At 69.4% G+C, this 26,014-nt stretch carries 24 protein-coding genes; 17 read left to right on the forward strand and 7 right to left on the reverse strand.

Going from position 1 to position 26,014, the window contains the following annotated elements:
- The first annotated feature begins 148 nt into the window (after positions 1 to 148).
- The 5 genes from ACKTT0_RS10100 to ACKTT0_RS10120 are packed head-to-tail and all read left to right on the forward strand — an operon-like array spanning position 149 to position 4,410.
- Positions 149 to 1,111, forward strand: a complete 963-nt coding sequence (locus tag ACKTT0_RS10100; RefSeq protein WP_407849773.1) for an amidohydrolase family protein — start codon at positions 149 to 151, stop codon at positions 1,109 to 1,111.
- Positions 1,112 to 1,135: 24 nt separating this feature from the next.
- Positions 1,136 to 1,888, forward strand: a complete 753-nt coding sequence (locus ACKTT0_RS10105) for a maleate cis-trans isomerase family protein (protein ID WP_407849774.1) — start codon at positions 1,136 to 1,138, stop codon at positions 1,886 to 1,888.
- A 26-nt stretch (positions 1,889 to 1,914) separates the two neighbouring features.
- Positions 1,915 to 2,727: an alpha/beta fold hydrolase gene (locus ACKTT0_RS10110; protein WP_407849775.1), complete on the forward strand. Its 813-nt coding sequence runs from the start codon at positions 1,915 to 1,917 to the stop codon at positions 2,725 to 2,727.
- Positions 2,728 to 2,740: 13 nt separating this feature from the next.
- Positions 2,741 to 3,784 (forward strand): 2,5-dihydroxypyridine 5,6-dioxygenase NicX family protein, encoded by a 1,044-nt coding sequence (locus tag ACKTT0_RS10115; protein ID WP_407849776.1) that lies wholly within the window; start codon positions 2,741 to 2,743, stop codon positions 3,782 to 3,784.
- Positions 3,781 to 4,410, forward strand: coding sequence for an isochorismatase family protein (locus ACKTT0_RS10120; protein WP_407849777.1), 630 nt, complete (start codon positions 3,781 to 3,783; stop codon positions 4,408 to 4,410). Before ACKTT0_RS10115 ends, ACKTT0_RS10120 begins: the two co-directional genes overlap by 4 nt.
- 362 nt (positions 4,411 to 4,772) lie before the next feature.
- Here the strand turns inward: ACKTT0_RS10120 and ACKTT0_RS10125 are convergent, their stop codons facing one another.
- The 4 genes from ACKTT0_RS10125 to ACKTT0_RS10140 are packed head-to-tail and all read right to left on the reverse strand — an operon-like array spanning position 4,773 to position 8,242.
- A complete protein-coding gene (locus ACKTT0_RS10125) occupies positions 4,773 to 5,291 on the reverse strand; it encodes an aromatic-ring-hydroxylating dioxygenase subunit beta (RefSeq protein WP_407849778.1) in 519 nt (172 codons plus the stop codon).
- Positions 5,288 to 6,595 carry an aromatic ring-hydroxylating dioxygenase subunit alpha gene (locus ACKTT0_RS10130; protein WP_407849779.1) on the reverse strand — a complete coding sequence of 436 codons (1,308 nt, stop codon included), beginning with the start codon at positions 6,593 to 6,595 and terminating at the stop codon, positions 5,288 to 5,290. Before ACKTT0_RS10130 ends, ACKTT0_RS10125 begins: the two co-directional genes overlap by 4 nt.
- A 35-nt stretch (positions 6,596 to 6,630) precedes the next feature.
- The gene (locus ACKTT0_RS10135; protein ID WP_407849780.1) at positions 6,631 to 7,899 is read right to left on the reverse strand and encodes an NAD(P)/FAD-dependent oxidoreductase; all 1,269 of its coding nucleotides are present in this window, start codon (positions 7,897 to 7,899) and stop codon (positions 6,631 to 6,633) included.
- A gap of 28 nt (positions 7,900 to 7,927) precedes the next feature.
- Entirely contained in the window at positions 7,928 to 8,242 is a 315-nt protein-coding gene (locus ACKTT0_RS10140; protein WP_407849781.1) for a non-heme iron oxygenase ferredoxin subunit, read from the reverse strand.
- 476 nt (positions 8,243 to 8,718) lie between these two features.
- On the opposite strand from ACKTT0_RS10140, the gene ACKTT0_RS10145 reads away from it, so the two are divergent.
- The 10 genes from ACKTT0_RS10145 to ACKTT0_RS10190 all read left to right on the forward strand — a co-directional run bounded on the left by ACKTT0_RS10145 (position 8,719) and on the right by ACKTT0_RS10190 (position 20,964).
- A complete protein-coding gene (locus ACKTT0_RS10145) occupies positions 8,719 to 9,825 on the forward strand; it encodes a TRAP transporter substrate-binding protein (RefSeq protein WP_407849782.1) in 1,107 nt (368 codons plus the stop codon).
- 19 nt (positions 9,826 to 9,844) lie between these two features.
- On the forward strand, positions 9,845 to 12,223 hold the full coding sequence (locus ACKTT0_RS10150; protein WP_407849783.1) for a xanthine dehydrogenase family protein molybdopterin-binding subunit: 2,379 nt from the start codon (positions 9,845 to 9,847) through the stop codon (positions 12,221 to 12,223).
- Complete coding sequence (locus tag ACKTT0_RS10155) at positions 12,220 to 13,047, forward strand: FAD binding domain-containing protein (protein ID WP_407849784.1); 828 nt, start codon at positions 12,220 to 12,222, stop codon at positions 13,045 to 13,047. The genes ACKTT0_RS10150 and ACKTT0_RS10155 overlap by 4 nt, the downstream gene beginning before the upstream one ends.
- A 9-nt stretch (positions 13,048 to 13,056) precedes the next feature.
- Entirely contained in the window at positions 13,057 to 14,259 is a 1,203-nt protein-coding gene (locus tag ACKTT0_RS10160; protein WP_407849785.1) for a xanthine dehydrogenase family Fe-S subunit, read from the forward strand.
- A 56-nt stretch (positions 14,260 to 14,315) separates the two neighbouring features.
- Entirely contained in the window at positions 14,316 to 15,329 is a 1,014-nt protein-coding gene (locus ACKTT0_RS10165) for an ABC transporter substrate-binding protein (protein ID WP_407849786.1), read from the forward strand.
- Positions 15,326 to 16,114 carry an ABC transporter ATP-binding protein gene (locus ACKTT0_RS10170; protein ID WP_407849787.1) on the forward strand — a complete coding sequence of 263 codons (789 nt, stop codon included), beginning with the start codon at positions 15,326 to 15,328 and terminating at the stop codon, positions 16,112 to 16,114. The genes ACKTT0_RS10165 and ACKTT0_RS10170 overlap by 4 nt, the downstream gene beginning before the upstream one ends.
- A complete protein-coding gene (locus tag ACKTT0_RS10175; RefSeq protein WP_407849789.1) occupies positions 16,111 to 16,884 on the forward strand; it encodes an ABC transporter permease in 774 nt (257 codons plus the stop codon). Before ACKTT0_RS10170 ends, ACKTT0_RS10175 begins: the two co-directional genes overlap by 4 nt.
- Positions 16,885 to 17,063: 179 nt before the next feature.
- Complete coding sequence (locus tag ACKTT0_RS10180; RefSeq protein ID WP_407849790.1) at positions 17,064 to 17,687, forward strand: TRAP transporter small permease subunit; 624 nt, start codon at positions 17,064 to 17,066, stop codon at positions 17,685 to 17,687.
- 5 nt (positions 17,688 to 17,692) lie between these two features.
- The gene (locus ACKTT0_RS10185) at positions 17,693 to 19,360 is read left to right on the forward strand and encodes a TRAP transporter large permease (protein ID WP_407852410.1); all 1,668 of its coding nucleotides are present in this window, start codon (positions 17,693 to 17,695) and stop codon (positions 19,358 to 19,360) included.
- A gap of 359 nt (positions 19,361 to 19,719) precedes the next feature.
- On the forward strand, positions 19,720 to 20,964 hold the full coding sequence (locus ACKTT0_RS10190) for a YbdK family carboxylate-amine ligase (RefSeq protein ID WP_407849791.1): 1,245 nt from the start codon (positions 19,720 to 19,722) through the stop codon (positions 20,962 to 20,964).
- Between the two features lie 3 nt (positions 20,965 to 20,967).
- Here ACKTT0_RS10190 and ACKTT0_RS10195 read toward each other — a convergent pair whose 3' ends face one another.
- The gene (locus ACKTT0_RS10195; RefSeq protein ID WP_407849792.1) at positions 20,968 to 21,897 is read right to left on the reverse strand and encodes a methyltransferase domain-containing protein; all 930 of its coding nucleotides are present in this window, start codon (positions 21,895 to 21,897) and stop codon (positions 20,968 to 20,970) included.
- Between the two features lie 76 nt (positions 21,898 to 21,973).
- On the opposite strand from ACKTT0_RS10195, the gene ACKTT0_RS10200 reads away from it, so the two are divergent.
- Both ACKTT0_RS10200 and ACKTT0_RS10205 read left to right on the forward strand, forming a co-directional pair.
- Positions 21,974 to 22,726, forward strand: coding sequence for a ComF family protein (locus tag ACKTT0_RS10200; RefSeq protein WP_407849793.1), 753 nt, complete (start codon positions 21,974 to 21,976; stop codon positions 22,724 to 22,726).
- Between the two features lie 45 nt (positions 22,727 to 22,771).
- Positions 22,772 to 23,242: a tRNA (cytidine(34)-2'-O)-methyltransferase gene (locus tag ACKTT0_RS10205; protein WP_407849794.1), complete on the forward strand. Its 471-nt coding sequence runs from the start codon at positions 22,772 to 22,774 to the stop codon at positions 23,240 to 23,242.
- 10 nt (positions 23,243 to 23,252) lie between these two features.
- Here the strand turns inward: ACKTT0_RS10205 and ACKTT0_RS10210 are convergent, their stop codons facing one another.
- Both ACKTT0_RS10210 and ACKTT0_RS10215 read right to left on the reverse strand, forming a co-directional pair.
- Complete coding sequence (locus ACKTT0_RS10210; RefSeq protein WP_407849795.1) at positions 23,253 to 24,740, reverse strand: M81 family metallopeptidase; 1,488 nt, start codon at positions 24,738 to 24,740, stop codon at positions 23,253 to 23,255.
- Between the two features lie 21 nt (positions 24,741 to 24,761).
- Entirely contained in the window at positions 24,762 to 26,009 is a 1,248-nt protein-coding gene (locus ACKTT0_RS10215) for a Zn-dependent hydrolase (protein WP_407849796.1), read from the reverse strand.
- Positions 26,010 to 26,014: the final 5 nt, after the last annotated feature.

Consider the following 26,014-nt stretch of genomic DNA (forward strand, 5'->3'; position numbering starts at 1 on the left):
AAATCAGTATACTGAAATAAATCGCGGCCACTGCAGGCGTGGCGGCGGCGTGATAGTCACGGCGGCGTTCGCCGCATATATTCAGTATGCTGATTAACTGACCGGGTGGCCATGGCAATGACGGCCGCATCCCCAGGGGAGTAGAGGAATGACGACAGTGCGCAAGATCGCCTTCGAGGAGCATTACACGGCGGTCGGATTCGGGGACTATTCACGGGCTTTCGTCCAGCACCTGGACCCGGCCACCGCGGCGGAGCTGGGCGCCCGGCTGACGGATTTCGGCCAGGACCGCCTGGACCTGATGGACCGCGCCGGGATCGACTATGTCATCCTGTCGCAGACCGGCCCCGGCGTGCAGGGCGAGCGCGACCCCGCCGTCGCTCTCAAGCGGGCGCGCGAGAACAACGATTTCCTGGCCGCGCAGGTCGCGCAGCGCCCCGACCGCTACGGCGCGTTTGCCACGCTGCCCATGCACGATCCGGCCACCGCCGCCGCCGAACTGGAGCGCACCGTCACCGAGTTGGGCTTCAAGGGGGCGCTGGTCAACGGCCACACCAACGGCGTGTACTACGACGATCCCGCCTACGACGTGTTCTGGGAACGCCTGCAAGACCTGGACGTGCCCCTGTACCTGCATCCGTTCTACGCGTATGTCGAGCCGCACGCCTATCGCGGCCACCCGGAACTGGCCGGCGCCACCTGGGGCTGGGGGGTCGAGACCGCCACCCACACGCTGCGCCTGGTCTTCGGCGGCGTGTTCGACCGCTATCCCGGGGTGAAGCTCATCCTGGGGCACATGGGCGAGGGCTTGCCGTTCCAGCGCTGGCGGTTCGACAGCCGCTTCGCCGCCTATCCCTACGGCGTCAAGCTGCAGCGCAAGCCTTCCGAGTACATCGGCGCCAACGTCCTGATCACCACTTCCGGCGTGTGCTCGCACGCCACCCTGGTGGGCGCCATTGCGGAAATGGGCGCCGAGGCGGTGATGTTCTCCATCGATTACCCGTACGAATCCACCGAGCTGGCGGTGGAATTCATCGAGACCGCGCCGCTGGACGAGACCACCCGCGAGCTGGTCTGTCGCGGCAATGCCCAGCGCCTGTTCAAACTCTGACCATCGACGCCCACGGAGGACGACATGCAGAAGACCTACCGCATCGGCCAGATCGTGCCGAGTTCCAACACCACGATGGAAACCGAGATTCCGGCCATGCTGATGGCGCGCCAGCAGATCCGGCCGGAGCGCTTCACTTTTCATTCCAGCCGCATGCGCATGAAGAAGGTGGTCAAGGAGGAACTGGCCGCCATGGACGCGGAGTCCGACCGCTGCGCGGTGGAACTGAGCGACGCGCGCGTCGACGTGCTGGGCTATGCCTGCCTGGTGGCCATCATGGCCATGGGGCACGGCTATCACCGGGTCTCGGAGCAGCGCCTGCAGGCGCACACCGCGGCCAATGGCGCCGATGCGCCGGTGATCACCAGCGCCGGCGCGCTGGTCAACGGGCTGCAGGTCATCGGCGCGCGGCGCATCGCCGTGGTGGCGCCCTATATGAAGCCGCTGACCGAACTGGTGGTGGACTACATCCGCAACGAAGGCTACGAAGTGGCAGACTACCGCGCGCTGGAGATCCCGGACAACCTGGAAGTGGGGCGGCACGACCCGGCGCGCCTGCCGGCCATCGTGGCGCAGATGGACACGCGCGGGGTCGATGCGATCGTGCTGTCGGCCTGCGTGCAGATGCCGTCGCTGCCCGCCATCGCCAAGGTCGAGGCGCTGACCGGCAAGCCGGTGGTCACCGCCGCGGTGGCCACGACCTACGCCATGCTCAAGGCGCTGGACCTGGAGCCGGTGGTGCCTGGCGCGGGCGCGCTGCTGTCGGGCGCGTATTGAGCCCGGCGCGGACAACGGGAGGAACCATGAGCACCTATCTTTATGGCGCCCACGTGCGCGCCAACGGCATCCGCCAGCACTACCTGCGCTACGGCGGCGCGCGCGAGGGCGCGGACCCGGTGATCATCGTGCCGGGCATCACCAGCCCGGCGGTGACCTGGGGGTTCGTCGGCGAGCGCTTCGGCGCCGTGTTCGACACCTATGTCCTGGACGTGCGCGGCCGCGGGCTGTCCGAGGCCTCGGACAGCCTGGACTACAGCCTGGACGCGCAGGCCGCCGACGTCATCGCCTTCGCCCAGGCGCTGGGCCTGGCGCGCTACAGCCTGGTGGGGCATTCCATGGGGGCGCGCATCGGTATCCGCGCTGCGCGCGCCCAGCCGGAAGGCCTGGCGCGCCTGGTCATGGTGGACCCGCCCGTCTCGGGCCCGGGGCGCCGGCCGTACCCCGCCAAGCTGCCGTGGTACGTGGGCTCCATGGCCGAAGCGCGCGCCGGCATGAGCGCCGAGGACATGCGGGCCTATTGCCCGAGCTGGACCGACGAGCAGCTGCGCCTGCGCGCCCAGTGGCTGCATACCTGCGACGAGCGGGCCATCCTGGCGAGCTTCGATGGCTTCCAGCGCGACGATATTCATGCCGACCTGCCCGCGCTGCGCGTGCCCGGCCTGCTGGTGACGGCCGAGCGCGGCGACGTGGTGCGCGACGAGGACGTGCGCGAGATCCAGCAACTGGCGCCCGGCGTGGGCCATGTGCGGGTCGCCGGCGCCGGCCACATGATCCCCTGGGACAACGAGGCGGGTTTCTATGCCGCCTTCGGCGACTTCCTCGGCGCCCCGCTTTGACAAGGAGCCCATCATGCCTGTGAGCGATCATGAAATGATCAGCGCCTGGAAGCAGGTGCTGACGTTGTCCAAGTTGCAGGCCGGCCAGACGGTCACCATCCTGACCAGCGCCGCCACGCACCCGCAGAACCTGTCCACGGCCCTGATCGCCGCCCAGTCGATGGGCGCGGTGGTCAACCGGCTGGACCTGCCGCCGGTCAACGGCGAGAAGGCGCTGAGCCGCGACTCGCTGGCCTACCTGGGCACCACGCCGCTGACCGGCAACCGTGCGGCCATCGCCGCGCTGAAGGCAAGCGACCTGGTGCTGGACCTGATGACGCTGCTGTTCTCGCCCGAGCAGCACGAGATCCTGCAGGCCGGCACCAAGATCCTGCTGGCGGTCGAGCCGCCCGAGGTGCTGGCCCGCTTGGTGCCGACCGAAGCGGATCGCGCGCGCGTCAAGCGCGCCGCCGCCCGCCTGTCGCAGGCGCGCGAGATGACAGTGGTGTCGCAGGCGGGTACCGACCTGCGCTGCCCGCTGGGCGAGTTCCCCGCCATCAGCGAGTACGGCTTCGTCGACGAGCCGGGCCGCTGGGACCACTGGCCCAGCGGTTTCGTGCTGACCTGGCCGAACGAGCGCGGCGCCAACGGCACCATCGTGCTGGACCGTGGCGACATCCTGCTGCCGCAGAAGTGCTATGTGGCCGAGCCGGTCTACCTGACGGTGGAGAACGGCTATGCCACCCGCATCGAGGGCGGCGTGGATGCCGAGCTGCTGCGCGAGTACGTGGCCTCGTTCAAGGACTCGGAGGCCTATGCCATATCGCACATCGGCTGGGGCCTGCAGCCGCGCGCGCACTGGACCACGCTGGGCCTGTACGACCGCGAGGCCACCATTGGCATGGACGCGCGCGCCTACGAGGGCAACTTCCTGTTCTCGCTGGGCCCCAACAACGAGGCGGGCGGTTCGCGCACCACCACCTGCCACATCGACATCCCGCTGCGCCGCTGCACGGTGCGGCTCGACGGCGCGGACGTGGTGGCCAACGGCAAGGTGCTGGACGGAGAACCGGCATGAGCGTGGACAGGGAAGTCGGCACTTATCGCCGCCAGGGCTTCGGCGCCAGCCTCGAGTTGAAGGCGCCCGTGGGCCTGCTGATCGTCGATTTCGTCAACGGCTTTGCCGACCCGGCGGTGTTCGGCGGCGGCAATATCCCGCAGGCCATCGACCGCACGGTGCCGCTGCTGCGGCGCGCCCGCGAACGCGGCTGGGCGGTGGCGCACAGCCGCATCGTCTATGCCGACGACGATGCCGACCACAACATCTTCAGCCTCAAGGTGCCGGGCATGCTGACCTTGAAGGAGGCGGCGCCCAACAGCGCCATCGTGCCCGAGCTGGCGCCGCGGGCCGGCGAACTGGTGGTGCGCAAGACCGTGCCGTCGGCCTTCTTCGGCACCGGCCTGGCGGCCTGGCTGGCCCAGCGCGGGGTGCAGACCCTGGCGGTGGCCGGCGCCGTCACCAGCGGCTGCGTGCGCGCCAGCGTAGTCGATGCCATGTCGTATGGCTTCCGGCCGCTGGTGGTGGCCGACTGCGTCGGCGACCGCGCCCAGGCGCCGCACGAGGCGAGCCTGTTCGACATGGAGCAGAAGTACGCCGCCGTAATGCCTCGCGATGAAGCGCTGGCCGCGCTGGAGGGGCTGTAGAAAGCGGTGGGACAGGTGTCAGGCCACGGGGGCGCCCGACACCGCTGCGTGAGGGCGGCCTGGCCGCATCTCGGTGTCTGACACCCGCAGGGTGTCAGACACCTGCCGAGGCGCTTGAGGGGCGGACGCGGGGGCTTCCATGCCTAGGTGTCTGACACCCACAGGGTGTCAGATACCTGACGAAGCGTTTGAGGGGCAGGCGCGGGGGCTTCCATGTCTAGGTGTCTGACACCCGCAGGGTGTCAGACACCTGTTGCAGACCTTCTTGTGTGTCGCCGGTCCTGGCCGCGTCCTGGGTGTCTGACACCTCTCGGTGTCAGACACCTGCCGCGACGCCTGCCCCCGGGCAGGGCGGCCGGCGCTCAGACGGGATACACCAGGTCGTTGGCCAGGATGGTGGTGTCGTACACCACCTGCCGTTCGCGCAGCTTCAGCGCGCCGTCTTCCCGCGCGTAGCGGTCGTAGTACACGCCCGCCAGGTGCACGGTGGACGGTCCTTCCACCAGTGTCTGCAGCAGCAGGAAGCTGGCCGTCGCCGCGATTTCGCCGTCGGCCGACTCGTGCGTGACGCGCGTATTGCTCAGCAGGTGCAGCATGTGGCGCGGCGCGAACATCTGCGTGCGGGCAATGGCGACGGCGCGGTCGTGCATCATGTCGCGGCCCTCGGCATACACCAGGCCGACCGGCAGGCCCAGTTCGGCGTTCTCGCGCGCCGTGACCCGGTACAGCGCGTCCTGCGTGAAGAACTCGGGCCAGCGCTCGACCTCGCCGCCGTCCAGCGCCGCGCAGTAGTCGGCGTTGAACTCCTCGATCTCCAGTTTCAGCGCAATGGCGCGGGCGGGATCGATCCGGCGCTCGGCATAGGCAAGTTGCATGCTCATTGCGCGCCCCCCACGGGGATGCCCATGACCTGGCGGTAATAGGCATACATGGAGCGGATGGCCGCCTCGGAAATCAGGCTGTCGGAGGTACCCAGCTTGCCGGACTCGAGCTTCAGCACATTGACGCCGGTGCTGGCGCGCCGCACGCCTTCCTGCACGAATTTCATCGCCTCGTTGTCTTCCAGCCCCAGGAAACCGGCCGGCCCCATCAGGTTGCCCTGGCGCAGGCGGTGCCGCTGCATTTCCGGTGTGTCGTCTTCATAGCCGAACATGGTCCACTGCATGATCATGCTGTCCGGCCCGTTGGGCACGATCTGCCGCACGCCCAGGGTGTTCATCTCGCGCTGCACGATCAGGTTCGGCCAGATGGTCTGCATGGTGACCGACCAGGGCGAATCGAATTCCTTGACGAACTCCAGGAATCGGTCGTCGCGCAGCGACAGGCCGTCATGGAACGAGCGCATTTCCTTCTTGTTCTCGTCGCTGACCTTGGCGTATTTGTCTTCGCTCTTGGCCGAGGCCATGGTGCCGTGGCGGCCGTGCACGGTATCGACCAGCATGGCCGACTTGTTGCCCGCCACCAGCAGCCCGAACACCACCAGGAACGAATGCAGCAGCGTGGCGTGGTAGGGGTCTTTCAGGTTCTCGTGGTACATCTTCCAGTTGCAGGGCAGCTCGTTGCGGTAGTACCCCAGCACCTTGAGCGGCTTGCCCGGGAACACCGTGTCGAAGTCGGCCAGGATCTCCGGCGTCAGGTATTCCTCCAGCGCCTCGGTCTCGTCCGAATACGACGCGAACACCACGCCGTGCCGCGTGGTCACGCGCAGCTTGCGCAAGCCGTGCTGCTCATTGCGGAAGTCCTTGGGCATGCCGCCGATGCGGTTGACGCCGCGCTTGAAGGGTATGCCCTGCAAGTTGCCCTTCAGGTCGTAGGACCACTGGTGATAGGGGCACACGAACTCCTTCGCGTTGCCCTGGCTGTGCCGGCAGAACTCCGCGCCGCGATGCGCGCAGCGGTTCTCGAACACGTTGACCGAGCCGTCCTCGGCGCGCGACACCACCACTGGCGTGGGGCCGACGTAAGAGCGCTTGTAGTCCCCCGGGTTGGGCACCTCGGCTTCCAGCGCCACGTAGTTCCAGGTCTTGCCATGGAAAATGGCTTCGATCTCTTTCTCATACACGGCCGCGCTGGTGTAGACCCAGTCGGGAATGGCGTGCAGCGCGTCTTCGGGCCATATGCAGTCCTCGAGCGCGGCATCCTTGGCCGCCAGGGTGCGGCCGATGACGGTTTGTGATTGATACATGGAACAAGCTCCAGTCCGGAGGGAAGAAAGAACGGTCAGGCGCCGGCGGCTGCGCTTTGCCAGGCCTTGACCAACGGCTTGAGCGGCGTGTCCGGATCGGCGAAAGCCAGCGGGTCGATGGGCAGTCCGCGTTCGAACAGCGCGCGCAGTTGCCGCAGGTCGCCGCCGGCATTGACGGCGATGCCATGCACCGGCACGCCGTCGCGCAGGCCCAGGCACAGGAAGCGCGGCGCGTCGGCCGAGGCGTCGGCCGCGCCTCGGCGGACGTAGGCCAGGCCGGGCTGCGGCATGCCCAGCATCTGGATATTGCAGCCGTACTGGTCGGTCCAGAACCATGGGTACGCTGGCGTTGGCAGCGGCATGCCCAGCAAGCCCGCGGCGGCGGCGCGCGCCTGCTCGTTGGCGTTCTGCCAGGACTCCAGGCGCAGGCATGCATCCAGGCAGGCGCGATGCTGGCTGGCGCAGTCGCCGGCCGCGTAGATATGCGGATCGCTGCTGCGGCAAGCCGCGTCCACCCGTATGCCGCCGGTGGCCGCGTCGATGGCCAGGCCGGCGTCGCGCGCCAGCTCCACCGATGGGGCCAGCCCCACCGCCACCACCAGCACGTCGGCCTGCAGTTCGGCGCCGTCCTGCAATTGCACGCGGGCCGGCTGGCCGGGCGCGCTCGCGCGCAAGCTGCAGCCCAGCCGCAACGCCACGCCGGCCTGGCGCGCCCGCGCGGCGAGCCAGTCGGAAAAGTCGGGAGGCAGGGCGCGCGGCAGCAGGCGCGGCGCCGCTTCCAGCACGGTGACGCGGGCCCCCAGCGCCAGGGCGGTGGAGGCCACCTCCAGCCCCAGGAAGCCGCCGCCCACTACGACAACAGAGGCGCCCGGCTGCAAGGCGTGGCGCAACGCGGCCGCGTCATCCAGGGTGCGGATGTAATGCACGCCGGCCGCGCCGCGCGGCAAGCCCGGCAGTTCGCGGGCCTGGCCGCCGGTGGCCAGCAGGCAGCGGTCGTAGCGCAGCTCGCGCCCATCGGCCAGCGTTACCGTGCGGGCCGCGCGGTCCAGCGCGTGCACGGCGGCGCCGGTGACCAGCCGCACATCGCGCGCGCGATAGAAGTCGGCGGGGTGCACGGCGGCGGCCGCGGCGGCGGCTTCGTCCTGCAGCACCGCCTTGGACAGCGGCGGGCGCTCGTAGGGCGGGTGCGGTTCCTGGCCCACCAGCGTGAGCGCGCCCGTGTAGCCCAGCTCGCGCAGCGTGGCCGCCGCCACTGCCCCGGCCTGCCCGGCGCCGACGATCACGATGGAAGATAAGGGTTCCATGCGGGGCTCCTCATAGAGTCAACAGGCCCTAGCCTTCCAGGTCGACCAGGATGTCGCCGTTGTCGACCTTGACCGGATAGACGCGGATATCGCGCGTGGCCGGCGCGCACAGGGCGCGGCCGGTACGGATGTCGAACTTGGCCTGGTGCAGCGGGCATTCGATGCAACCGTCTTCCAGGAAGCCGTCCGACAACAGCGCGTAAGCATGGGTACAGACGTTATCGGAAGCAAAGAACTCGCCGTCGCTGCGGTACAGCGCAAGCTGTGTCTGGCCGACCGAAACCGGCAGGATTTCGTCGTCGTCTTCCAGTTGGTCGGTCGTGGCGATCTTGGTCCAGGGCATGATTTATATATTCAGTGTGCTGAGTAAATGTGCACAGTGTACTGCCTATAAATCGTGAACCGGGCTTAGGGATTTCCCGAGGCGCGGGTTGCCGGAAGGGGCTGTCGCAACCGGTCGTCCGCCGCTATCCGGTACCGCACCGAAAGCCGCGCCAGGCAAGGCGCTGCGAGCGATCGCGGAAGACAAGGCGCAGCGTTCCCGGGCTGCGCGAAAGCGCGCCTGGCGTGCGGGGAAAACCTCGTTGACACTCGAAAAATCTATCAGTATGCTGAATAAAACGTCAGCATACTGCATTTTTTAGGCAGAACTTTGCGCAGCAGCAAGTCGCGCTTGCGCGCGCTTCGGCAAGACCTTGGCAGATGCGGCAATCAGTCTTTGTAAAGCCTTCTTCATAAACCGGCGGACCGACTGCAACGTCCTCCGGTGCCGTGACAGACCGTTCTGCGGAACGATTTTCGGAAGACCAGGAGCTATTCATGCAACGACGCCGTTTTCTCGCTCAAGCCGCCGGCGCCGCCGGCGCCGGACTGGCCGCCGCCAGCCTGCCCGCGCTGGCGCAAGGCACCCCCGCCGTGCGCTGGCGCATGTCCACCAGCTGGCCCAAGAGCCTCGACACCATCTATGGTTCGGCGGACGAGCTGTGCAAGCGCGTCGGCGAGCTGACCGACGGCAAGTTCGAGATCCGCGCCTTTCCCGGCGGCGAACTGGTTCCCTCGGCGCAGAACATGGACGCGGTCAGCAACGGCACGGTGGAATGCAACCACGTGCTCAGCACCATGTACATCGGCAAGAACACCGCGCTGACATTCGACACCGGCCTGTCGTTCGGCCTGAACGCGCGCCAGCACAATGCCTGGATCCATTATGGCGGTGGCCTGGAGCAACTGCGCAAGCTCTATAAGAAGTACAACATCGTCAATCACGTCTGTGGCAACGTGGGTGTCCAGATGGGCGGCTGGTACCGCAAGGAAATCAATTCGGTAGCCGACCTGAAGGGCCTGAACATGCGTATCGGCGGCATCGGCGGCATGGTCCTGTCCAAGCTGGGCGCGGTGCCCCAGCAGATTCCGCCGAGCGACATCTATCCCGCGCTGGAGAAGGGCACCATCGACGCGGCCGAGTGGATCGGCCCGTACGACGACGAGAAGCTCGGCTTCAACAAGGTGGCGCCGTTCTATTACTCGCCCGGCTGGTTCGAGGGCAGCGCGTCGATCACCACCATGGTCAACGACAAGGCCTGGGAGGCGCTGCCGCCGGCTTACAAGGCCGCCTTCGAGTGCGCCTGCGGCGAGCAGACCATGAAAATGCTGGCGAACTATGACGCCCGCAACCCGCTGGCCCTGCGCAAGCTCATCGCCGGCGGCGCCAAGCTGCGCTTTTTCCCCAAAGAGGTGATGGACGCGGTATACAAGGCCTCGCAACAACTGTGGGACGAACTGTCCGACAAGAACCCGGATTTCAAGGCGATCTACCCGGACTGGAAGAAGTTCCAGGCCGACGAGGCCAGCTGGTTCCGCGTGGCCGAGAATGCCCTGGACAACTACACGTTCGCGGCGGTGGCGCGCAATCAGTCCAAAGCCTGACGCAACATAGAGGATAGCGATGAAAACACAAACCGCCGGCCATGCGGCACCGGCCGGCGCGCGCCAGGGGGTGGGCGCGCGCGTGCCGCGCAAAGAAGACGCGCGCCACTTGCACGGCAAGGGCAACTTCGTGGCCGACATGGCGATGCCTGGCCTGTGCGAGGTGGCGTTCTTGCGCAGCCCGCTGGCCCATGCGCGCATCACGGCGGCGCGCGTGCCCGACAGCGTGGCGGGCAGCGTGGTGCTGCGCGACATGATGGCGGACGCGCTGGACATCGTGGCCGACTCGACGCTGCCCACCTACCAGTCGTCCAGCCAGCCGCCGCTGGCCGCCGGCAAGGTGCGCTTCGTGGGCGAACCCGTGGCCATGACGTTCGCGCCCACGCGCGCCGAGGCCGAGGACTACGCCGAGCTGATCGAAGTCGACTACGAGGACCTGCCCGTGTACGCCGATGTCGCCAGCGCCCAGGCCGCCACCTCCGACCTGGTGCACGAGCACTGGCGCGACAACGTGTTCGTCACGCTCAACGCCGACAAGGATTTCGAGGCGCACGCCGCGCAGGCCGACCTGGTGGTGCGGCGCAAGATCGACCTGGCCCGCCAGTGCATGGTTCCCATGGAAGGCAAGGCGGTGCTGGCGTATTGGGACCACCAGGCCGACCAGCTGGTGGTGGTCAGCGCCACCCAGGTGCCGCACATGATCCGCAGCATCCTGGCCCAGTGCCTGGGGCTGGACCAGGGGCGCGTGCGCGTGATCTCGCCCGATGTGGGCGGGGCGTTCGGCTACAAGTGCGTGCTGCAGCAGGAAGAGCTGTGCGTGGCGTGGCTGGCCAAGACCCACCGGCGGCCCTTCCGCTTCATCGAGGACCGCCGCGAGCACCTGACCGCTGGCGCCAACTCGCGCGAACACTACTACGAGATGGCCGCCTATGTGGACCGGCGCGGCAAGCTGCTGGCGCTGGACGCCCAGATCACCATCGACGGCGGCGCGTACTCGGTATGGCCGTTCACCATCGGCCTGGAGCCCGGCCAGGCCATCGGCAACCTGCCCGGCCCGTATGGCTTCAAGGGCTATCGCTGCGTGACGCGCTGCGTGGCTACCAACAAGCCCGGCTTCGTGCCTTACCGCGGCGTGGCCCGCACCGGCGTGTGCTTCGCCATGGAGCTGACCATGAACGCGATTGCGCGCGAAGTGGGCCGCGAGCCGTGGGAAGTGCGGCTGGAGAACCTGGTCCAGGCCGAACAGATGCCCTATGTGAACGTGACCAACAAGCACCTGGACAGCGGCGATTACCCCGCCAGCCTGCGCAAGGCGCTCGAGATGGTCGATGCGCCGGCGGTGCGGGCGCGCCAGGCGGCCGGCGAGCCCGACGGGCGCCTGATCGGCCTGGGCGTGGCCACTTATACCGAACAGGCCGCGCACGGCACGTCGGTGTTCGCCGCCTGGGGCACGCCCGTCATCCCGGGCTATGATCAAGCCACCGTGCGCGTCACGCCCGACGGCGGGCTGGAGGTGCGCGTCGGCGTGCATTCGCATGGCCAGGGCATGGAAACCACCTTTGCCCAGATCGCCCACGAGATCCTCGGCATCGACGTGGACCGCATCAAGGTGCTGCATGGCGACACCGGCCAGACGCCGTTTTCCACCGGCACCTATGCATCGCGCTCGCTGGTCATGTCGGGCGGCGCGGTGTCGCAGGCATGCAAGCGCCTGCTGCCGCGCCTGACCCACATCGCCGCGCACCTGTTGGGCGCCGAGGCGGCCCAGGTGGTACTGCAGGACGGCTGCTACCGCGCCGGTGGCAAATCGGTGCCGACCGCCGAGGTGGCCGATGCCTGGTACCTGCGGCCGCACCTCCTGCCCGCCGATGTGGATCCGGCCGGCCTGGAGGTGCACGTGGGCTACAAGCCGAAAGTGGACACCGGCTGTTTCACCTATGCCAGCCAGGCGGCCGTGGTGGCCGTTGACCCGGACACCGGCGCGGTCGAGATCCTCGATTACGCGGTGGTCGAGGACTGCGGCACCATGATCAACCCGATGGTGGTCGAGGGCCAGACCATCGGCGGCATCGCGCAGGGCATCGGCACCGCATTCCTGGAGGAAGTGCCGTACGACGGCAACGGCCAGCCGCTGGCTTCGACCCTGGCCGATTACATGCTGCCGGGCGCCACCGAGGTGCCCAACCTGCGCCTGCACCATTTCGAAACCCCCTCGCCGCATACCGAGTTCGGCGCCAAGGGCATGGGCGAGGGCGGCGCCATCGCGCCGCCGGCGGTGCTGTTCGGCGCGGTCAACGACGCGCTGGCCCGCATCGGCGCCGCCGAGCTCTCGCATACTCCGCTGACGCCCATGCGCGTGCTGGGCGCCATCGCCGCCGGCGCAAAGGAGGCCGCGTGAAAGCCGCCCGCTTCGATTATGTGCGCGCCACGTCGGTGGCGCAGGCGCTCGGCCTGCTGCGCGAGCACGAGGGGCGCGCCAAGCTCATGGCCGGCGGCCAGTCGCTGGGGCCGATGCTCAATCTGCGCCTGGCGCGGCCGGCGGTGGTGGTGGATATCGCCGGCGTGGACGAACTGCGCGGTGTCGCCGAACAGGACGGCCGCGTGCGGGTCGGCGCCGGCGTTACCCATGCCGAGATCGAGGACGGGGTATTCCCGTTGCTGCGCGGCTCGGTATTGCAGCAGGTGGCCGGCGGCATCGCCTACCGGGCCATCCGCAATCGCGGCACCCTGGGCGGCAGCCTGGCGCATGCCGATCCGGCGGCCGACTGGGTATTGACCATGGTGGCGCTGGGCGCCGACATCGAGATCGCCGGGCCGGCCGGCGCGCGCCGCGTCGCCGCCGGCGATTTCATGCAGGGCGCCTATACGACGGTGGTGGGCGAGGACGAGCTGGTCGTCGCGGTGCACGTGCCGCGCCGGGCGGCCCAGGCGCGCTGGGGCTATTACAAGTTCTGCCGCAAGACCGGCGAATTCGCCGAGGCCGCCTGCGCGGCCTGGTTCGACCCCGCGGGCAAGGTGGCCCGTGTCGCGGTGGGCGCGCTGGACGGCCCGCCCGCGCTGCTGGCCGGCCTGGCCGCCGAGGTGGCCAGCACCGGCGCGGCGCCGGCTACCGATCGCATCCTGGACGAGCTGGCCGCCGTCATGCCCGGCAAAGACCCGCTGCACCGCAAGCTGCATGCCACCGCCGTGACGCGCTGCCTCGGGCAGGCCCTGGCCGCATAGGAAGACACCATGGTTCAAGTTTCATTGGAAATCAACGGCAAGCGGGTCTCGCACGAGGCGCCCGCGCGCATGCACCTGGGCGACTTCCTGCGCGACCAGGCGCGCCTGACGGGCACCCACCTGGGCTGCGAACATGGCGTGTGCGGCGCGTGCACGGTCTTGCTGGACGGACAGCCGGTGCGTTCGTGCATCGCCTTCGCCGCCGCCTGCGAGGGCCGCCGGGTGACCACCATCGAGGGCTACGACGGCGATCCGGTCATGGCCCGCCTGCGTCCGGCCTTCACCCGCCATCATGCGCTGCAGTGCGGCTATTGCACGCCCGGCATGCTGGCCACGGCACGCGACATCGTGCTGCGCCTGCCCGAGGCCGACGAGGCCCGGGTGCGCGTGGAGCTGTCCGGCAACCTCTGCCGCTGCACTGGCTACATGGGGATCGTCGCGGCCGTGATGTCGGTGCTGGCCGAGCTGCGCGAGCAGCCCGACGCGGAGGTGAACGCGTTGCGCGAGGCGCTGGCGCAGGGGCGCGGCGCCGCCCCGGCCGTGGAGACGCCCGCGCCCGCGGGCTTCCAGGCCTTTGCCCCGGCGGCCCCGGCCAGGCCGGCTGCATCGCGGGCCGCCGCGGCCGAGCCCGCGCCGGCCCGCGCGGCCGGCAAGGGCAACCATATACAAGGCGGCTTCCAGGTGCCGTTCCCGGCAGACCAGGTATGGGCCTTCATGGTCGACCTGCCCGCGGTGGCGGCCTGCCTGCCGGGCGCCGCGATCCAGGAGCACGACGGCGACCGCGTCAAGGGCCGCATCGCCATCAAGTTCGGCCCGATGGCCGCGGCCTTCAACGGCGCCGCGCGGCTCGAACGCGACGATGCCGGCCGGCGCGCCGTGCTGCGCGGTGCGGGCCAGGACAGCCTGAGCCAGTCGCGCGCCACCGGCGACGTCGCCTACCAGGTGCGCGCGCTGGAGGGCGGCCAGACCCGGGTCGACGTCGACCTGCAGTACACGCTGCAAGGGCCGCTGGCCCAGTTCTCGCGTTCCGGGCTGGTGCAGGACTTCGTGCGCCGCATGATCGCCGATTTCGGCAAGAACGTCGGCGCCCGGCTCGGCGCCGGCGCCGGCGCCGATGGCGAAGCGCCGGCGCAGGCCGAGTTCAACGCCGTGGGCATGTTCTTCAGCGTGCTCTGGATGCGCGTCAAGCGCTGGTTCGGGCGCGCCGGCTGACGGCCGGCGGGTCCGCAGCGAGGCAATCGACAAGGGGAAAAACGATGCACTCGGTGATGGAAAGAATAGGACGTCGCGTGGTGCTGGCCCTGGCCGTCGCATGTTGCGGCCAGGCGCTAGCGGCGCAGCCGCCGGAGCCGCTCAAGGTCCGGCTCGACTGGACGCCCTGGGGCGTGCAGGCGGCCTTCCACCTGGCGCAGCACAAGGGCTGGTACCGCCAGGCGGGCCTGGATGTCACGCTGGAAGACGGCAATGGCTCGGTCACCACGGTGCAGATCGTGGGCGGCGGAGACAGCTTCGATGTGGGCCACGCCGCGCTGGCGTCCATGATGATCGCGCGCGACAAGGGCCTGCCGGTCAAGGCGGTGGCCGTGTTCGCGCGCCACAGCGACATCGGCCTGCTGGTGCCGGCCGATTCCGGCATCGAGGGCCCGGCGCAATTGAAGGGCAAGAAAGTCGCCTACACCGCCGGATCGCTGGAGGCGCCGTTCATCGACGCCTTCCTGGCGCGTGGCAAGCTGGCCAAGAGCGACCTGGAGCTGGTCAATGTGGACGCCGCCGGCAAGGCGTCGACCTATGCGGTGGGCCGCGCCGATGCGGCGTTCTCCACCATCCCGTTCTTCTTGCCGGTGGTGTCGCAGAACCGGCCGTCCAAGGCGGTGCGCTTCGCCGATTTCGGCCTGGACATGCCCAGTTTCGGCCTGTTCGCCAGCGAACAGAAACTGGCCGAGCGGCGCGATGCCATCGCGCGCTTCGCCAGCGTCAGCGCGCGTGCCTGGGAATACATTTATGCCGGCCACCAGGACGAGGCCGTGCAGGCCATCCTGGCGCAGCGGCCGCAGGCGCGCCTGGATGCCCGCGTGCTGCGCGGCCAGATCGACGCGCTGCGCGACTACTTCGGCACGCCGGGGGCCGGCCAGCGGCTGGGCGCCCCGGTGCCGGCGGACTGGGCGCAAGCGGTCAAGACACTGTCGTCGGTGGGCCTGGTGCGCGCCGATGCCGACCCGGCGACGTTCTACGCGCCCGACCTGGTGCAGCCACAACGCTACGACGCCATGGTGCGGCCATGACGCAATGGGCAGTCGCGGCGCGCGAGGTCGGCAAGCAGTATCCCGGCGCGCGCGGAGTGCGCGCGCTCGATTCGGTATCGCTGCAGTTGCCGGCCGGGCGTTTCCTCAGCATCCTGGGCCCCAGCGGCTGCGGCAAGAGCACCTTCCTGCGCTGCGTGGCCGGGCTGGAAACCATCAGCCAGGGCGAGCTGGCGGTCGAAGGCCGGCCGGTGCAGGGGCCGCCCGACGGCATCGGCATGGTGTTCCAGCGCGATGCGCTGCTGGACTGGCGCAGCATCCGCCGCAACGTGCTGCTGCCGGTCGAGTTCGCCCACAAGCCGGCGGACGCCTACGCTGACAAGGTGCGCGCCTTGCTGGCGCTGACGGGGCTGCAGGACTTCGCCGAGAGTTATCCGCACGAGTTGTCGGGCGGCATGCGCCAGCGCGCCGCCATCTGCCGGGCCCTGGTCGACGATCCGCGGCTGCTGCTGATGGACGAGCCGTTCGGCGCCCTGGATGCGCTGACGCGCGACCAGATGAATGTCGAATTGCAGCGCATCTGGATGGAAACGCGCAATACCGTGCTGTTCGTCACGCACGGCATCGCCGAGGCGGTCTACTTGGGCGACGCCGTCATGGTGTTCTCGCCGCGTCCCGGCCGCGTGGTGGAGACCATCGCCATCGACTTGCCGCGGCCGCGCCCGCTGGCCATCCGCGAAACCCCCGAGTTCGGCCGCTACGTGAGCCATATCCGCGGCCTGTTCCAGCAGATGGGCCTGATCGACGAAGGAGGGCGCGCCGCATGACCGGCATTTCACGACAACTGCTGCACGGCGCGGCCGGCCTGGCTTCGCTGCTGCTGTTCCTGCTGCTGTGGGAAGTCCTGGCCCGCGCGCTGCATGTGCGTCCCATCATGCTGCCGCTGCCGACGCAGATCGCCGCCGAGCTGGCGGCCGACTGGCGCTGGTACGCCGGCCATGCCTGGTACACCCTGCTGACCACCGTGGGCGGCTTCCTGGCGGCGGTGGTGGGCGGCGTACTGACGGCCGTGCTGCTGGTCGGATCGCGCTGGTTCGAGAGCGTGTGCTATCCCCTTATCGTGGCGCTCAACAGCGTGCCCAAGGTGGCCGTGGCGCCACTGTTCGTCATCTGGCTCGGCACGGGCGCCGAGCCCAAGATCGCCATCGCGTTCCTGATCGCGGTGTTCGCCATCGTGGTGGACACCGTGCACGGACTGAAGTCGGTGCCGCAGGACGTGCTGGACCTGGGCCGGGTGCTGAAGGGCTCGCGGCGCGATTTCTTTTTCAAGGTGCGGCTGCCGGCCGCCCTGCCTTCCATCGTGACCGGCATGAAGGTGGCGATCTCGCTGGCGCTGGTGGGCGCCATCGTCGGCGAGTTCGTCTCGTCGCAGCGCGGCCTGGGCTACGTGATCATGAGCGCGCAGGGCACGTTCGACACCGTCCGGGTGTTCGCCGCCCTGTTCGTGCTGGCGCTGATGGGCATGGCGCTGTTCGCGCTGCTGGCCTGGCTGGAGCGCAAGGCCACGCCATGGCGCCGCCACGATGCCGGGCATTGACGGCGGCAAGGCGCGCCGGCGGCGGTGCCAGTCAGCCATCATGCGCCGCCAGGTGCCAGACACGCAAGGCGCCTGACACCACCCCATAGCAGCAGGTGTCAGACACCTTGCGTGTCTGGCACCAACGCATCAACCGCATTACAGAGAAAACCTCCAATGACACCCCCAAGGGAATCTTCATGAAAGCATTACTCGCTATCTCGCGCGGCATAGACGCGCTGAACCTGCGGGTGGGGCGAGCCGTGACGTGGATCACGCTGCTGGTGGTGCTGGTGAGCGCCGGCAACGCCCTGGTCCGCAAGGTGTTCGAGACGAGCTCGAACGCGTGGCTGGAACTGCAGTGGTACATGTTCGGTGCCATGTTCCTGCTCACGGCCGGCTACACCCTGCTCAAGAACGAACACGTGCGGGTGGACATCCTGTCCTCGCGCCTGTCCAAGCGCACGCAGATCTACATCGAGATCTTCGGCGTGTTGTTTTTCCTGTTGCCGATGGCGATCCTGATCATGTACCTGTCGTGGCCGATGTTCATGGACTCGTACGTGTCGAACGAGCAGTCGTCGAATTCGGGCGGGCTGGTGCGCTGGCCGGTCAAGCTGCTGATCCCGGTGGGGTTCGGGCTGCTGGTGCTGGCGGGCGTGTCGCGGCTGATCAAGTGCGTGGGGTACCTGCTGGGGCAGGCGCCGGACCCGCTGGCGCGCGCCGAGGGCAAGAGCGCCGAGGAGCAACTGGCCGAGGAGATCGCCCGTGAAGCGCAGGCGCGCGAAGCGGCCCTGCAACACCAACAGGACAAGGGCCGCTGATCATGATGGAATTCTTTCTGGCGAACCTGGCGCCGATCATGTTCGGCACGCTGGTGGTGTTCCTGCTGCTGGGCTTTCCGGTGGCGTTCGCGCTGGCGGCCAACGGGATCCTGTACGGGCTGGTGGGCATGGAGCTGGGGCTGTTCAACGCCTCGCTGTTCCAGGCGCTGCCGCAGCGGGTGTTCGGGATCGTGGCCAACGACACGCTGCTGGCGGTGCCGTTTTTCACGCTGATGGGGCTGGTGCTGGAGCGCTCGGGCATGGCCGAGGACCTGCTCGAGACGATCGGGCAGGTGTTCGGGCCGCTGCGCGGGGGGCTGGCCATCGCGGTGGTGGTGGTGGGCGCGATGCTGGCGGCGACCACCGGGGTGGTGTCGGCCTCGGTGATCTCCATGGGGCTGATCTCGCTGCCGATCATGCTGCGCTACGGCTACGACCGGCGGCTGGCCACGGGGGTGATCGCCGCCTCGGGCACGCTGTCGCAGATCATCCCGCCGTCGCTGGTGCTGATCATCCTGGCCGACCAGCTGGGCCGCTCGATCGGCGACATGTACCGGGGGGCGATGCTGCCGGGGTTCCTGCTGGCCGGGGCGTACATCCTGTACGTGGTGGTGGTGTCGGTGCTCAAGCCGTCGGCCGCGCCGGCGCTGCCCGAGGAGGCGCGGGCCTTCCGCGAGCCGAACGGCTCGCGCGGGGGGCGCTCGCTGCTGGTGCTGATGCTGGTCTCGGCGCTGTCGGCCTACCTGATCACGCAGTGGATCGAGAAGGCCGATGCGCCGGTCGACGAGAAGGTGGTGCTCAGCCTGCTGCTGTGGGGGCTGACGGCGTTCGTGATCGCCATCGCCAACAAGCTGTTGCGGCTGAAGATGCTGTCGGCGCTGGCCGAGCGGGTGACCTTCGTGATGATCCCGCCGCTGTTCCTGATCTTCCTGGTGCTGGGCACGATCTTCATCGGCATCGCCACGCCGACCGAGGGCGGGGCGATGGGAGCGGTGGGCGCGATCGTGATGGCGCTGATCCGCCGGCGGCTGACGCTGGACCTGCTGCGCCAGGCGATGGACACGACCACCAAGCTGTCGTGCTTCGTGGTGTTCATCCTGGTGGGCTCGACGGTGTTCGGGCTGACCTTCCGGGGCGTGAGCGGCGACCTGTGGGTCGAGCACCTGCTGACCAGCGTGCCGGGCGGGGAGTGGGGGTTCCTGATCGTGGTCAGCGTGCTGACCTTCGTGCTGGCGTTCTTCCTGGACTTCTTCGAGCTGGCGTTCATCATCGTGCCGCTGTTGGGGCCGGTGGCCGACAAGATGGGCATCGACCTGATCTGGTTCGGGGTGCTGCTGGCGGTGAACATGCAGACCTCGTTCATGCACCCGCCGTTCGGCTTCGCGCTGTTCTACCTGCGCTCGGTCGCGCCCAAGGACGCGTACCGCGACAAGGTCACCGGCCAGCGCATCGAGCCGGTGACCACCGGGCAGATCTACTGGGGCTCGGTGCCGTTCATCGTGATCCAGCTGGCGATGGTGGCCGCGGTCATGCTGTTCCCCGGCCTGGTCATGCACTACAAGGCTGGCCAGTCCACCGTCGATCCCAGTACGGTCAAGATCGAGATCGAGGGCTCCTATGGCAGCGGCGTCTACGGGGGCGGGGCGGTCGATCCGGCGGCGGCGTTCAAGTAGCGCCAGCGGCGCCGGATTCTGTCACGATTCGGTCAGCCTGGCCCGGCAAAATATAAGGGATTTCCCTAGTAAGGGTAATCCCTTGCCCTCGTCAATGGCCCATTTTCCGGGGCATTGCGCCGGGCATTCGCCCACGACCCGCGCCATTACTGGACTGTGAGTATTTACTCACTTTGTCGTCACAGACAAAAACTCATTGATTCTTGAAGTTGCGCACAAATGTCACGATTTTGATTCTTCCCGACATAAAGTTGCGGCTATCATGCAGACATAAGACACCATCGAGTGCCCCCCGGGAAGCTGCCGGGCTTCAAGGCCGAACGGTGCGCCCCTACCAACGTACATGCAAGGAGTCGGAGATGGAACAGATCCCGTTCAATTCGTCCGCCCCCAACACGCTAGGCATCGAGCTCGAACTGCAGCTCATCAATCCGCGCAGTTTCGACCTGGCCGCAGCCGCCGACGAACTGCTCGCCCAGATGGCGAACCACCCCATCGCAGACCGGGTCAAGCCAGAAATCACCCGGTCCATGATCGAACTGAATTCCTCGGTGCACGAGCACCCCATGGGCCTGCTGGCCGAAATGCGCGAAATGCGCGACGCGCTCTGCGAAGCGGCCGACGCGGTCGGCGTGGCGGTGGCCGGCGGCGGGGCGCACCCCTTCATGCGCTGGCAGGAGCGCGCCATCTCGGATTCCCCGCGCTTCCAGTACTTGGCCGAAATGTACGGCTACCTGGCGCGCCAGTTCACCGTATTCGGCCAGCACATCCACTTGGGCGTGCCGTCCGGGGACGCCGCCGTGCGCATGGTGCGCGGCCTGTCGCCCTATGTGCCGCATTTCATCGCCCTGTCCGCTTCCTCGCCCTATTACGAAGGGGTCGACACGCTGTTCTCGTGCTGCCGCCTGAACGCCGTCAGCAGCTTCCCGCTGGCTGGCCACCTGCCGGCCGAGGTCACCGACTGGTACCGCTTCGAGGCCCACATGGCGCAGTTGCGCGCCAGCGGCCTGGCCGAGAGCATCAAGGACCTGTACTGGGACATCCGGCCCAAGCCCGAATTCGGCACGGTCGAGATCCGCGTCTGCGACACGCCCCTGACGGTCGAACGCGCCTGCCAGCTGGCGGCGTTCGCCCAGGCGCTGGCGGTGCTGGTCTCGCGCGAGCCCGAACCGCCGCAGACGGCCTGGCTGGCCTATCGTAGCAACCATTTCCAGGCGTGCCGGTTCGGCCTGCAGGGCAGCTACGTCACGCCCGACGGCCAGCGCCTGCGGCTCATCGACCATCTGCGCGGCCTGTTCCAGCGCCTGCTGCCGATCGCCGACGAACTGGGCACCGGCGACATGCTGGCGGCGCTGCGCGACGAGTCGATCCGCAGCGGCAACGACGCGCGCTGGCTGCGCAGCCAGTTCCACCGGGTGCGCGACCTGCCGCTGGTGGTGGATTCCATGACCCGCGCCTGGCGCGGCGAAGGCGAGGCCGCGCCGCCGGCCGAAGTGCCGCGCCGCCGCATCCGCGCCACGTCCGAGCCGGTGCACGGCGGGGTGCAGGCCCTGGCCACGCCCGAAGTCGGCGTGCCGGGCTGGCGGCCCGACCGCCTGCACTGACGCCTAGCCCGCGCGGCGGCCGCCGATGGCGCTGACCGACAGGCGCGTTTCGCCCGGCGCGGCGCGGCGGGCGGCGGCACGCCAGGCATGGCCGTAGGCCACCTCGATACTCAGCGGAATCACCCCTTCGGCATTGCGCTGCGCCTCCAGCGCGGCGCACAGGCGGTCGCGCCAGGCGCGGCCGGCCAGCCCGCGGCGCCGGTCGCGGGCCGGGTTGCCGCCCAGCGCGCGCACGTCCTCCAATAGCCGCTGCGGGCTGCGGTACGTCAGGGTCAGGGTTTCCTGGTCCATCACCGGGTCGGCAAAGCCGTTTTCGACCAGCAGGTCGCCGAAATCGTGCATGTCCACGAACGAGGGCGTGGCGGTGCGCAGGCCGGCGTCGTCGACCGCCTGGCGCAGTTCGCGCAGGGTGCCCGGCCCCAGACAGGAGAACATCGCCAGCCCGCCGACCTTGAGCACGCGGCGCCATTCGGCCAGCGCCGCATGCGGCTCGGGGTGCCAGTGCAGGGCCAGGTTGGACCACACCAGGTCGAGCGATTCGGCCGCCAGCCCCGTGTCGGCCAGGTCGCCCCGCACGAAGCGCGGACCGTCGCCGCCGCGCCCCACCAGCTTGCCCAGCCATTGCGTCACACCGCCCGCCGCATGGCGCTTGCGGGCATGCGCCAGCAGCGGCTCGCAGGCATCCAGCCCCAGGTAGGCCGCCTCCGGGTAGCGTTCGCGCAAGAGCGGCAGGTTGTCGCCGGCGCCGCAGCCCGCGTCCAGCATGGATGCCGGGCGCAGGCGGATGTACTGCAGGCGGCCCAGCATGCGGCGGGCGACTTCGCCATAGAGGAACTGCGCATCGGCCAGGTCGCCGCGCCGCGCGAACTGCTGTATGACGTGGGCAGGAACCAGGGGCAGGGTGGGGGGCGTGGCGGAAGCGGACTGGGACATGAAGGTCGCGCCGCCGGGCGGCGGCGCTGCAAAAGCGTGCTGTGATATCGGCCCGCGCCAACTTGCACAGGCCGCCATGCCGTCCATTATTGCCCATCCGCGTTTTCTCTTCCCGCTGCGCGCCGCCGTCCGGCGGGTGGTGGCGCGCCTGCCTTCCGATTGCCCGCTGTGCGGCGGGACCGCGGCCGGCGGCCTGTTGTGCCATGGCTGCGCCGCCGATATCGTCCATACCATGCGCGACGGCAGCCGCCGCTGCGGCCGCTGCGCCCTGCGGCTGGCGCCCCGTACGGGCGCCTGCCCCGATTGCGCGCCGGTCGCGCCGGCCTTTGCGCGCACCATCGCCGCGTTCGACTACGAGCCGCCGTTCGACAGCCTGATCGGGCGCTACAAGGGCGAGCGCCGCCATGGCCTGAGCACCGCGCTGGCCAGTTTGCTGGCCGACGCGGTGGCGCGCGCCGCGCCGCTGCCGGCGGGCACGGTGCTGGTGCCGATTCCGGCCAGCCGCGCCTCATTGCGCCGCCGCGGCTTCAACCCCGCCGCCGAACTGGCCGCCAGCGTGGCCGACCGGCTGGGCCTGCCGGTGCGGCGCGGTGCGCTGCGGCGCCTGCGCGAGGGGCCGCGCCAGGCGGCCGGCACCCGCCAGGCGCGCCGCCGCGGCGCACAGGGCCTGTTCGCATGCGCCGCGCCGCTGGCGGGGCTGCCCGTCGGGCTGGTCGACGACGTCATGACCACCGGCAGCACCGTCGACGCCGCCGCCCGCGCCCTGCTGCAGGGCGGCGCGGTCGAGGTGACCGTCCTGGTGGCGGCGCGCACGCCCCTGGCACAATAGCGGTCGTCACTGCGCCGGCCTGGCCCGGCGCGCCAGGAAAACGCCATGTTCCACGTCGTGCTCGTCTGTCCCGAGATCCCGCCCAATACGGGCAATGCCATCCGCCTGTGCGCCAACACGGGCGCGCAACTGCACCTGGTGCGGCCGCTTGGTTTCGAGCTGGACGACGCGCGTCTGCGCCGCGCCGGGCTCGACTACCACGAGTGGCAGCCGGTGCAGGTGCACGACACGCTCGAGGCGGCGCTGGCCGCCACGGCCGCGCCGGCCGGGCACATTTATGCCCTGACCACGCGCGCGCAGCGCCATGTCGGCGATGTGGCCTTGCGGCCCGGCGACGTATTCGTGTTCGGCCGCGAAACCGCCGGGCTGTCCGACGAACATATGGCCTTGTTCGCGCCGCAGCAGCGGCTGCGCCTGCCCATGCGCGAGGGCCAGCGCAGCCTGAACCTGTCGAACGCGGTGGCGGTCACCGTGTTCGAGGCGTGGCGCCAGAACGGCTACGCCGGCGCGGCATAGCCTGGCGGCGCTAGCGGCCGTCGTAGTCGGCGGCTTCCAGCGGATACAGCGGCCGCGCGCGCTTGCGATACGGATAAACGTCGTAGTCCGACGTGGTCGGGCCCGGGCTGTCGCATTCCACCAGGCCGGCCGAGATCGGCACGAACACCGGGCGGCAGTACATGCGCGACTTCAGCAGCAGGTAGCGGGCGCGGCGCGGGTCCTGGCCGACGCTCTCGAACACGCCCAGGTCCCAGGGCTCGTGCGGGTGCTCGTTGAGCACCAGGCGCACCGCGCCGGTGTCCAGCACCACGCTGCGGCCCATCTGGCACAGCATGCCGGTGTAGGTGGGGCCGCTGATGCGGTACTGGCCGTCGGTGATGGCGCGCACCACGCCGGTCAGCGCGACCGGGCGCGCGTGGATGCCCAGGTGGGCCAGCGAGCGCTTGTTGCCGACTTCCACCGTCACGCGCGCGCCGACGCCGGCGGCGATCAGCCGCGCCACGGCCTCGGGGTCGCACAGCGGGCCGGCCAGGATGTCGTCCATGCCGGCCGCCAAGGCGGCTTCCAGCACCGCGGTGGTGTCGCAGGTGCCACCGGAATTGCAGTTGTCGCCGTGATCCAGCAGCAGCACCGGGCGGTCCTGGCCAGCGGCCAGCTCGCGGGCGCCCGCCAGCGAATCCGCCAGCGGCTCGCTGCGGTACACGAAGCCGTCGCGGTCGCGCCAGATCTGCGCCGCCACGTCGGCCGCGGCGCGGTCGGCCGCCGCCGCGTCGCCGTCGGCCACCGCGATCACGCTAATGCAGGGGTGGGCAATGTCGGCCAGGCCGAAGCCCGCCAGCACCGATACCGCCAGCAGGCCTTGTTGTTCGAGGCGGCGCGCCGCCTCGACCGCCGCCTGCATGGCGCCCTGGTCGGTCGCCGAGCGCAGCGTGTGCGTGATCAGCGGCAGGCGCCGCCATGCCATGACCGGCCTGCAGCCGCCTTCCAGCATGCCGAACAGCAGCCGCCCGGCGTGCTCGCCGGTCTCGTACATGTCCACGTGGGGATAGGTCTTGAAGGCGACGATCACGTCGGCGTTGTCGATCATGGCCTGCGTGACGTTGCCGTGCAGATCCAGCGCCACGCCGACGGGCACGCCCGGCGCGGCGGCGCGCACGCGCGCCAGCAGGCTGCCTTCGCCGTCGTCGCGGTGTTCGGCCACCATGGCGCCGTGCAGGTCCAGCAGGATCGCATCGCAGCCCGACGCGGCCGCCACGATGCGGTCGCACATCTCGTCGTAGGCCGCGGCGGCCACCGGGCCGCTGGGGTAGGCCCAGCCCGACACCGGGGTGGCCAGCGTCGCGCCGCGCGCCTCGGCCAGCTCGATGAAGGCCGACATGGCGGTGCGCTGGCCCTTGTTGGCGCGGTAGGCTGCCTCGTCGTACTGCGGGCCGCCGTCGCCGAACGACGACAAGGGCGTGGGCACCGGCGAGAAAGTATTGGTCTCGTGGTTCAGGCGGGCGATCAGGACTTTCATGCGGGATGCTTCCAGTGGGCGCTACGCGGCACGGCGCAGCATGGCGTGCAGCAGGACATTGCAGCCTGCTTCCAGGTGGTCGGGGCGGGCGTCCTCGATCTCGTTGTGGCTGATGCCGTCCTTGCAGGGCACGAAGATCATGGCGGTTGGCGCCACGCGCGCCATGTAGACGGCGTCGTGGCCGGCCCCGCTGATGACGTCCATGGCCGACAGGCCCAGCGCCGCGGCGCCGTCGCGCACCGCGCCGACCAGGGCCGGGTCGAACGGCTGCGGCGGGAAGTACACCACTTGCTCGACCTGCACGTCGAGCCCCTGGGCCGCCGCCGCGCAACCGTCGCGCAGCGCGCGGTCCATGGCCGACAGGGTGGCGTCGTCGGCCGCGCGCATATCCACGGTCAGGCGCACGCGGCCGGGGATCACGTTGCGCGAGTTGGGGTAGTTCTCGATCCAGCCCACGGTGCCGCGCCCGTGCGGCGCGTGGTCGAGTGCAATGCGGTTGACCAGGCGGACCAGCTCGGCGGCCCCCAGCAGCGCATCGCGGCGCAGCTCCATGGGCGTGGGGCCGGCGTGGGCTTCCATGCCGGTGACCGTGATGTCGTACCAGCGCTGGCCCAGCGCGCCCTGGACCACGCCGATGACCGTATCGTGGGCTTCCAGCACCGGGCCCTGCTCGATGTGCGCCTCGAAGTAGGCGCCCACCGGGGTCTGCCCGGCCGGTTCGCTGCCGGCGTAGCCGATGGCGCGCAGCGCGTCGCCCACCGAGGTGCCGTCGCGGTCGCGCTGCGCCAGCGCGTGTTCCAGCGTGAACGCGCCGGCGAACACGCCGGAGCCCATCATCACCGGCACGAAACGCGAGCCTTCTTCATTGGTCCAGACCGCCACCTCCAGCGGCGCCTCGGTGACGATGCCGTGGTCGTGCAGGGTGCGCAGCACCTCGATGCCGGCCAGCACGCCGAAGTTGCCGTCGAACTTGCCGCCGGTCGGCTGCGTGTCCAGGTGGCTGCCAGTCATCACCGGCGGCAGGTCGTCGCGACGACCGGGGCGGCGCATGAATATGTTGCCGATGGCGTCCACCCGTACCGCGCAGCCCAGTTCGCGGGCCCAGGACACGACCAGGTCGCGGCCCTGGCGGTCCAGGTCGGTCAGCGCCAGCCGGCACACGCCGCCTTTGTCGGTGGCGCCGATGCGGGCCAGCTCCATTAGGGAATCCCACAGGCGCCGGCCGTCGATGCGCAGCGCGGCGGTGGCGGAAGTTTGGCGCGTGTCCATGATTG

Origin of the sequence: Bordetella saccharivorans (assembly GCF_045862855.1) — a bacterium.
In the GTDB taxonomy this organism is placed as follows: Bacteria; Pseudomonadota; Gammaproteobacteria; order Burkholderiales; family Burkholderiaceae_B; genus Bordetella_A; species Bordetella_A petrii_F.

What these genes read in the sequence shown, in the direction of transcription:
- ACKTT0_RS10170 (WP_407849787.1), top strand. Translation starts at nt 15,326, where the DNA reads ATGACGCAATGGGCAGTCGCGGCGCGCGAGGTCGGCAAGCAGTATCCC.
- ACKTT0_RS10165 (WP_407849786.1), top strand. Translation starts at nt 14,316, where the DNA reads ATGGAAAGAATAGGACGTCGCGTGGTGCTGGCCCTGGCCGTCGCATGT.
- ACKTT0_RS10105 (WP_407849774.1), top strand. Translation starts at nt 1,136, where the DNA reads ATGCAGAAGACCTACCGCATCGGCCAGATCGTGCCGAGTTCCAACACC.
- ACKTT0_RS10205 (WP_407849794.1), top strand. Translation starts at nt 22,772, where the DNA reads ATGTTCCACGTCGTGCTCGTCTGTCCCGAGATCCCGCCCAATACGGGC.
- ACKTT0_RS10185 (WP_407852410.1), top strand. Translation starts at nt 17,693, where the DNA reads ATGGAATTCTTTCTGGCGAACCTGGCGCCGATCATGTTCGGCACGCTG.
- ACKTT0_RS10145 (WP_407849782.1), top strand. Translation starts at nt 8,719, where the DNA reads ATGCAACGACGCCGTTTTCTCGCTCAAGCCGCCGGCGCCGCCGGCGCC.
- ACKTT0_RS10190 (WP_407849791.1), top strand. Translation starts at nt 19,720, where the DNA reads ATGGAACAGATCCCGTTCAATTCGTCCGCCCCCAACACGCTAGGCATC.
- ACKTT0_RS10180 (WP_407849790.1), top strand. Translation starts at nt 17,064, where the DNA reads ATGAAAGCATTACTCGCTATCTCGCGCGGCATAGACGCGCTGAACCTG.
- ACKTT0_RS10160 (WP_407849785.1), top strand. Translation starts at nt 13,057, where the DNA reads ATGGTTCAAGTTTCATTGGAAATCAACGGCAAGCGGGTCTCGCACGAG.
- ACKTT0_RS10200 (WP_407849793.1), top strand. Translation starts at nt 21,974, where the DNA reads ATGCCGTCCATTATTGCCCATCCGCGTTTTCTCTTCCCGCTGCGCGCC.
- ACKTT0_RS10100 (WP_407849773.1), top strand. Translation starts at nt 149, where the DNA reads ATGACGACAGTGCGCAAGATCGCCTTCGAGGAGCATTACACGGCGGTC.
- ACKTT0_RS10110 (WP_407849775.1), top strand. Translation starts at nt 1,915, where the DNA reads ATGAGCACCTATCTTTATGGCGCCCACGTGCGCGCCAACGGCATCCGC.
- ACKTT0_RS10120 (WP_407849777.1), top strand. Translation starts at nt 3,781, where the DNA reads ATGAGCGTGGACAGGGAAGTCGGCACTTATCGCCGCCAGGGCTTCGGC.
- ACKTT0_RS10130 (WP_407849779.1), bottom strand. Translation starts at nt 6,595, where the DNA reads ATGTATCAATCACAAACCGTCATCGGCCGCACCCTGGCGGCCAAGGAT.
- ACKTT0_RS10115 (WP_407849776.1), top strand. Translation starts at nt 2,741, where the DNA reads ATGCCTGTGAGCGATCATGAAATGATCAGCGCCTGGAAGCAGGTGCTG.
- ACKTT0_RS10175 (WP_407849789.1), top strand. Translation starts at nt 16,111, where the DNA reads ATGACCGGCATTTCACGACAACTGCTGCACGGCGCGGCCGGCCTGGCT.
- ACKTT0_RS10140 (WP_407849781.1), bottom strand. Translation starts at nt 8,242, where the DNA reads ATGCCCTGGACCAAGATCGCCACGACCGACCAACTGGAAGACGACGAC.
- ACKTT0_RS10150 (WP_407849783.1), top strand. Translation starts at nt 9,845, where the DNA reads ATGAAAACACAAACCGCCGGCCATGCGGCACCGGCCGGCGCGCGCCAG.
- ACKTT0_RS10215 (WP_407849796.1), bottom strand. Translation starts at nt 26,009, where the DNA reads ATGGACACGCGCCAAACTTCCGCCACCGCCGCGCTGCGCATCGACGGC.
- ACKTT0_RS10210 (WP_407849795.1), bottom strand. Translation starts at nt 24,740, where the DNA reads ATGAAAGTCCTGATCGCCCGCCTGAACCACGAGACCAATACTTTCTCG.
- ACKTT0_RS10195 (WP_407849792.1), bottom strand. Translation starts at nt 21,897, where the DNA reads ATGTCCCAGTCCGCTTCCGCCACGCCCCCCACCCTGCCCCTGGTTCCT.
- ACKTT0_RS10125 (WP_407849778.1), bottom strand. Translation starts at nt 5,291, where the DNA reads ATGAGCATGCAACTTGCCTATGCCGAGCGCCGGATCGATCCCGCCCGC.
- ACKTT0_RS10135 (WP_407849780.1), bottom strand. Translation starts at nt 7,899, where the DNA reads ATGGAACCCTTATCTTCCATCGTGATCGTCGGCGCCGGGCAGGCCGGG.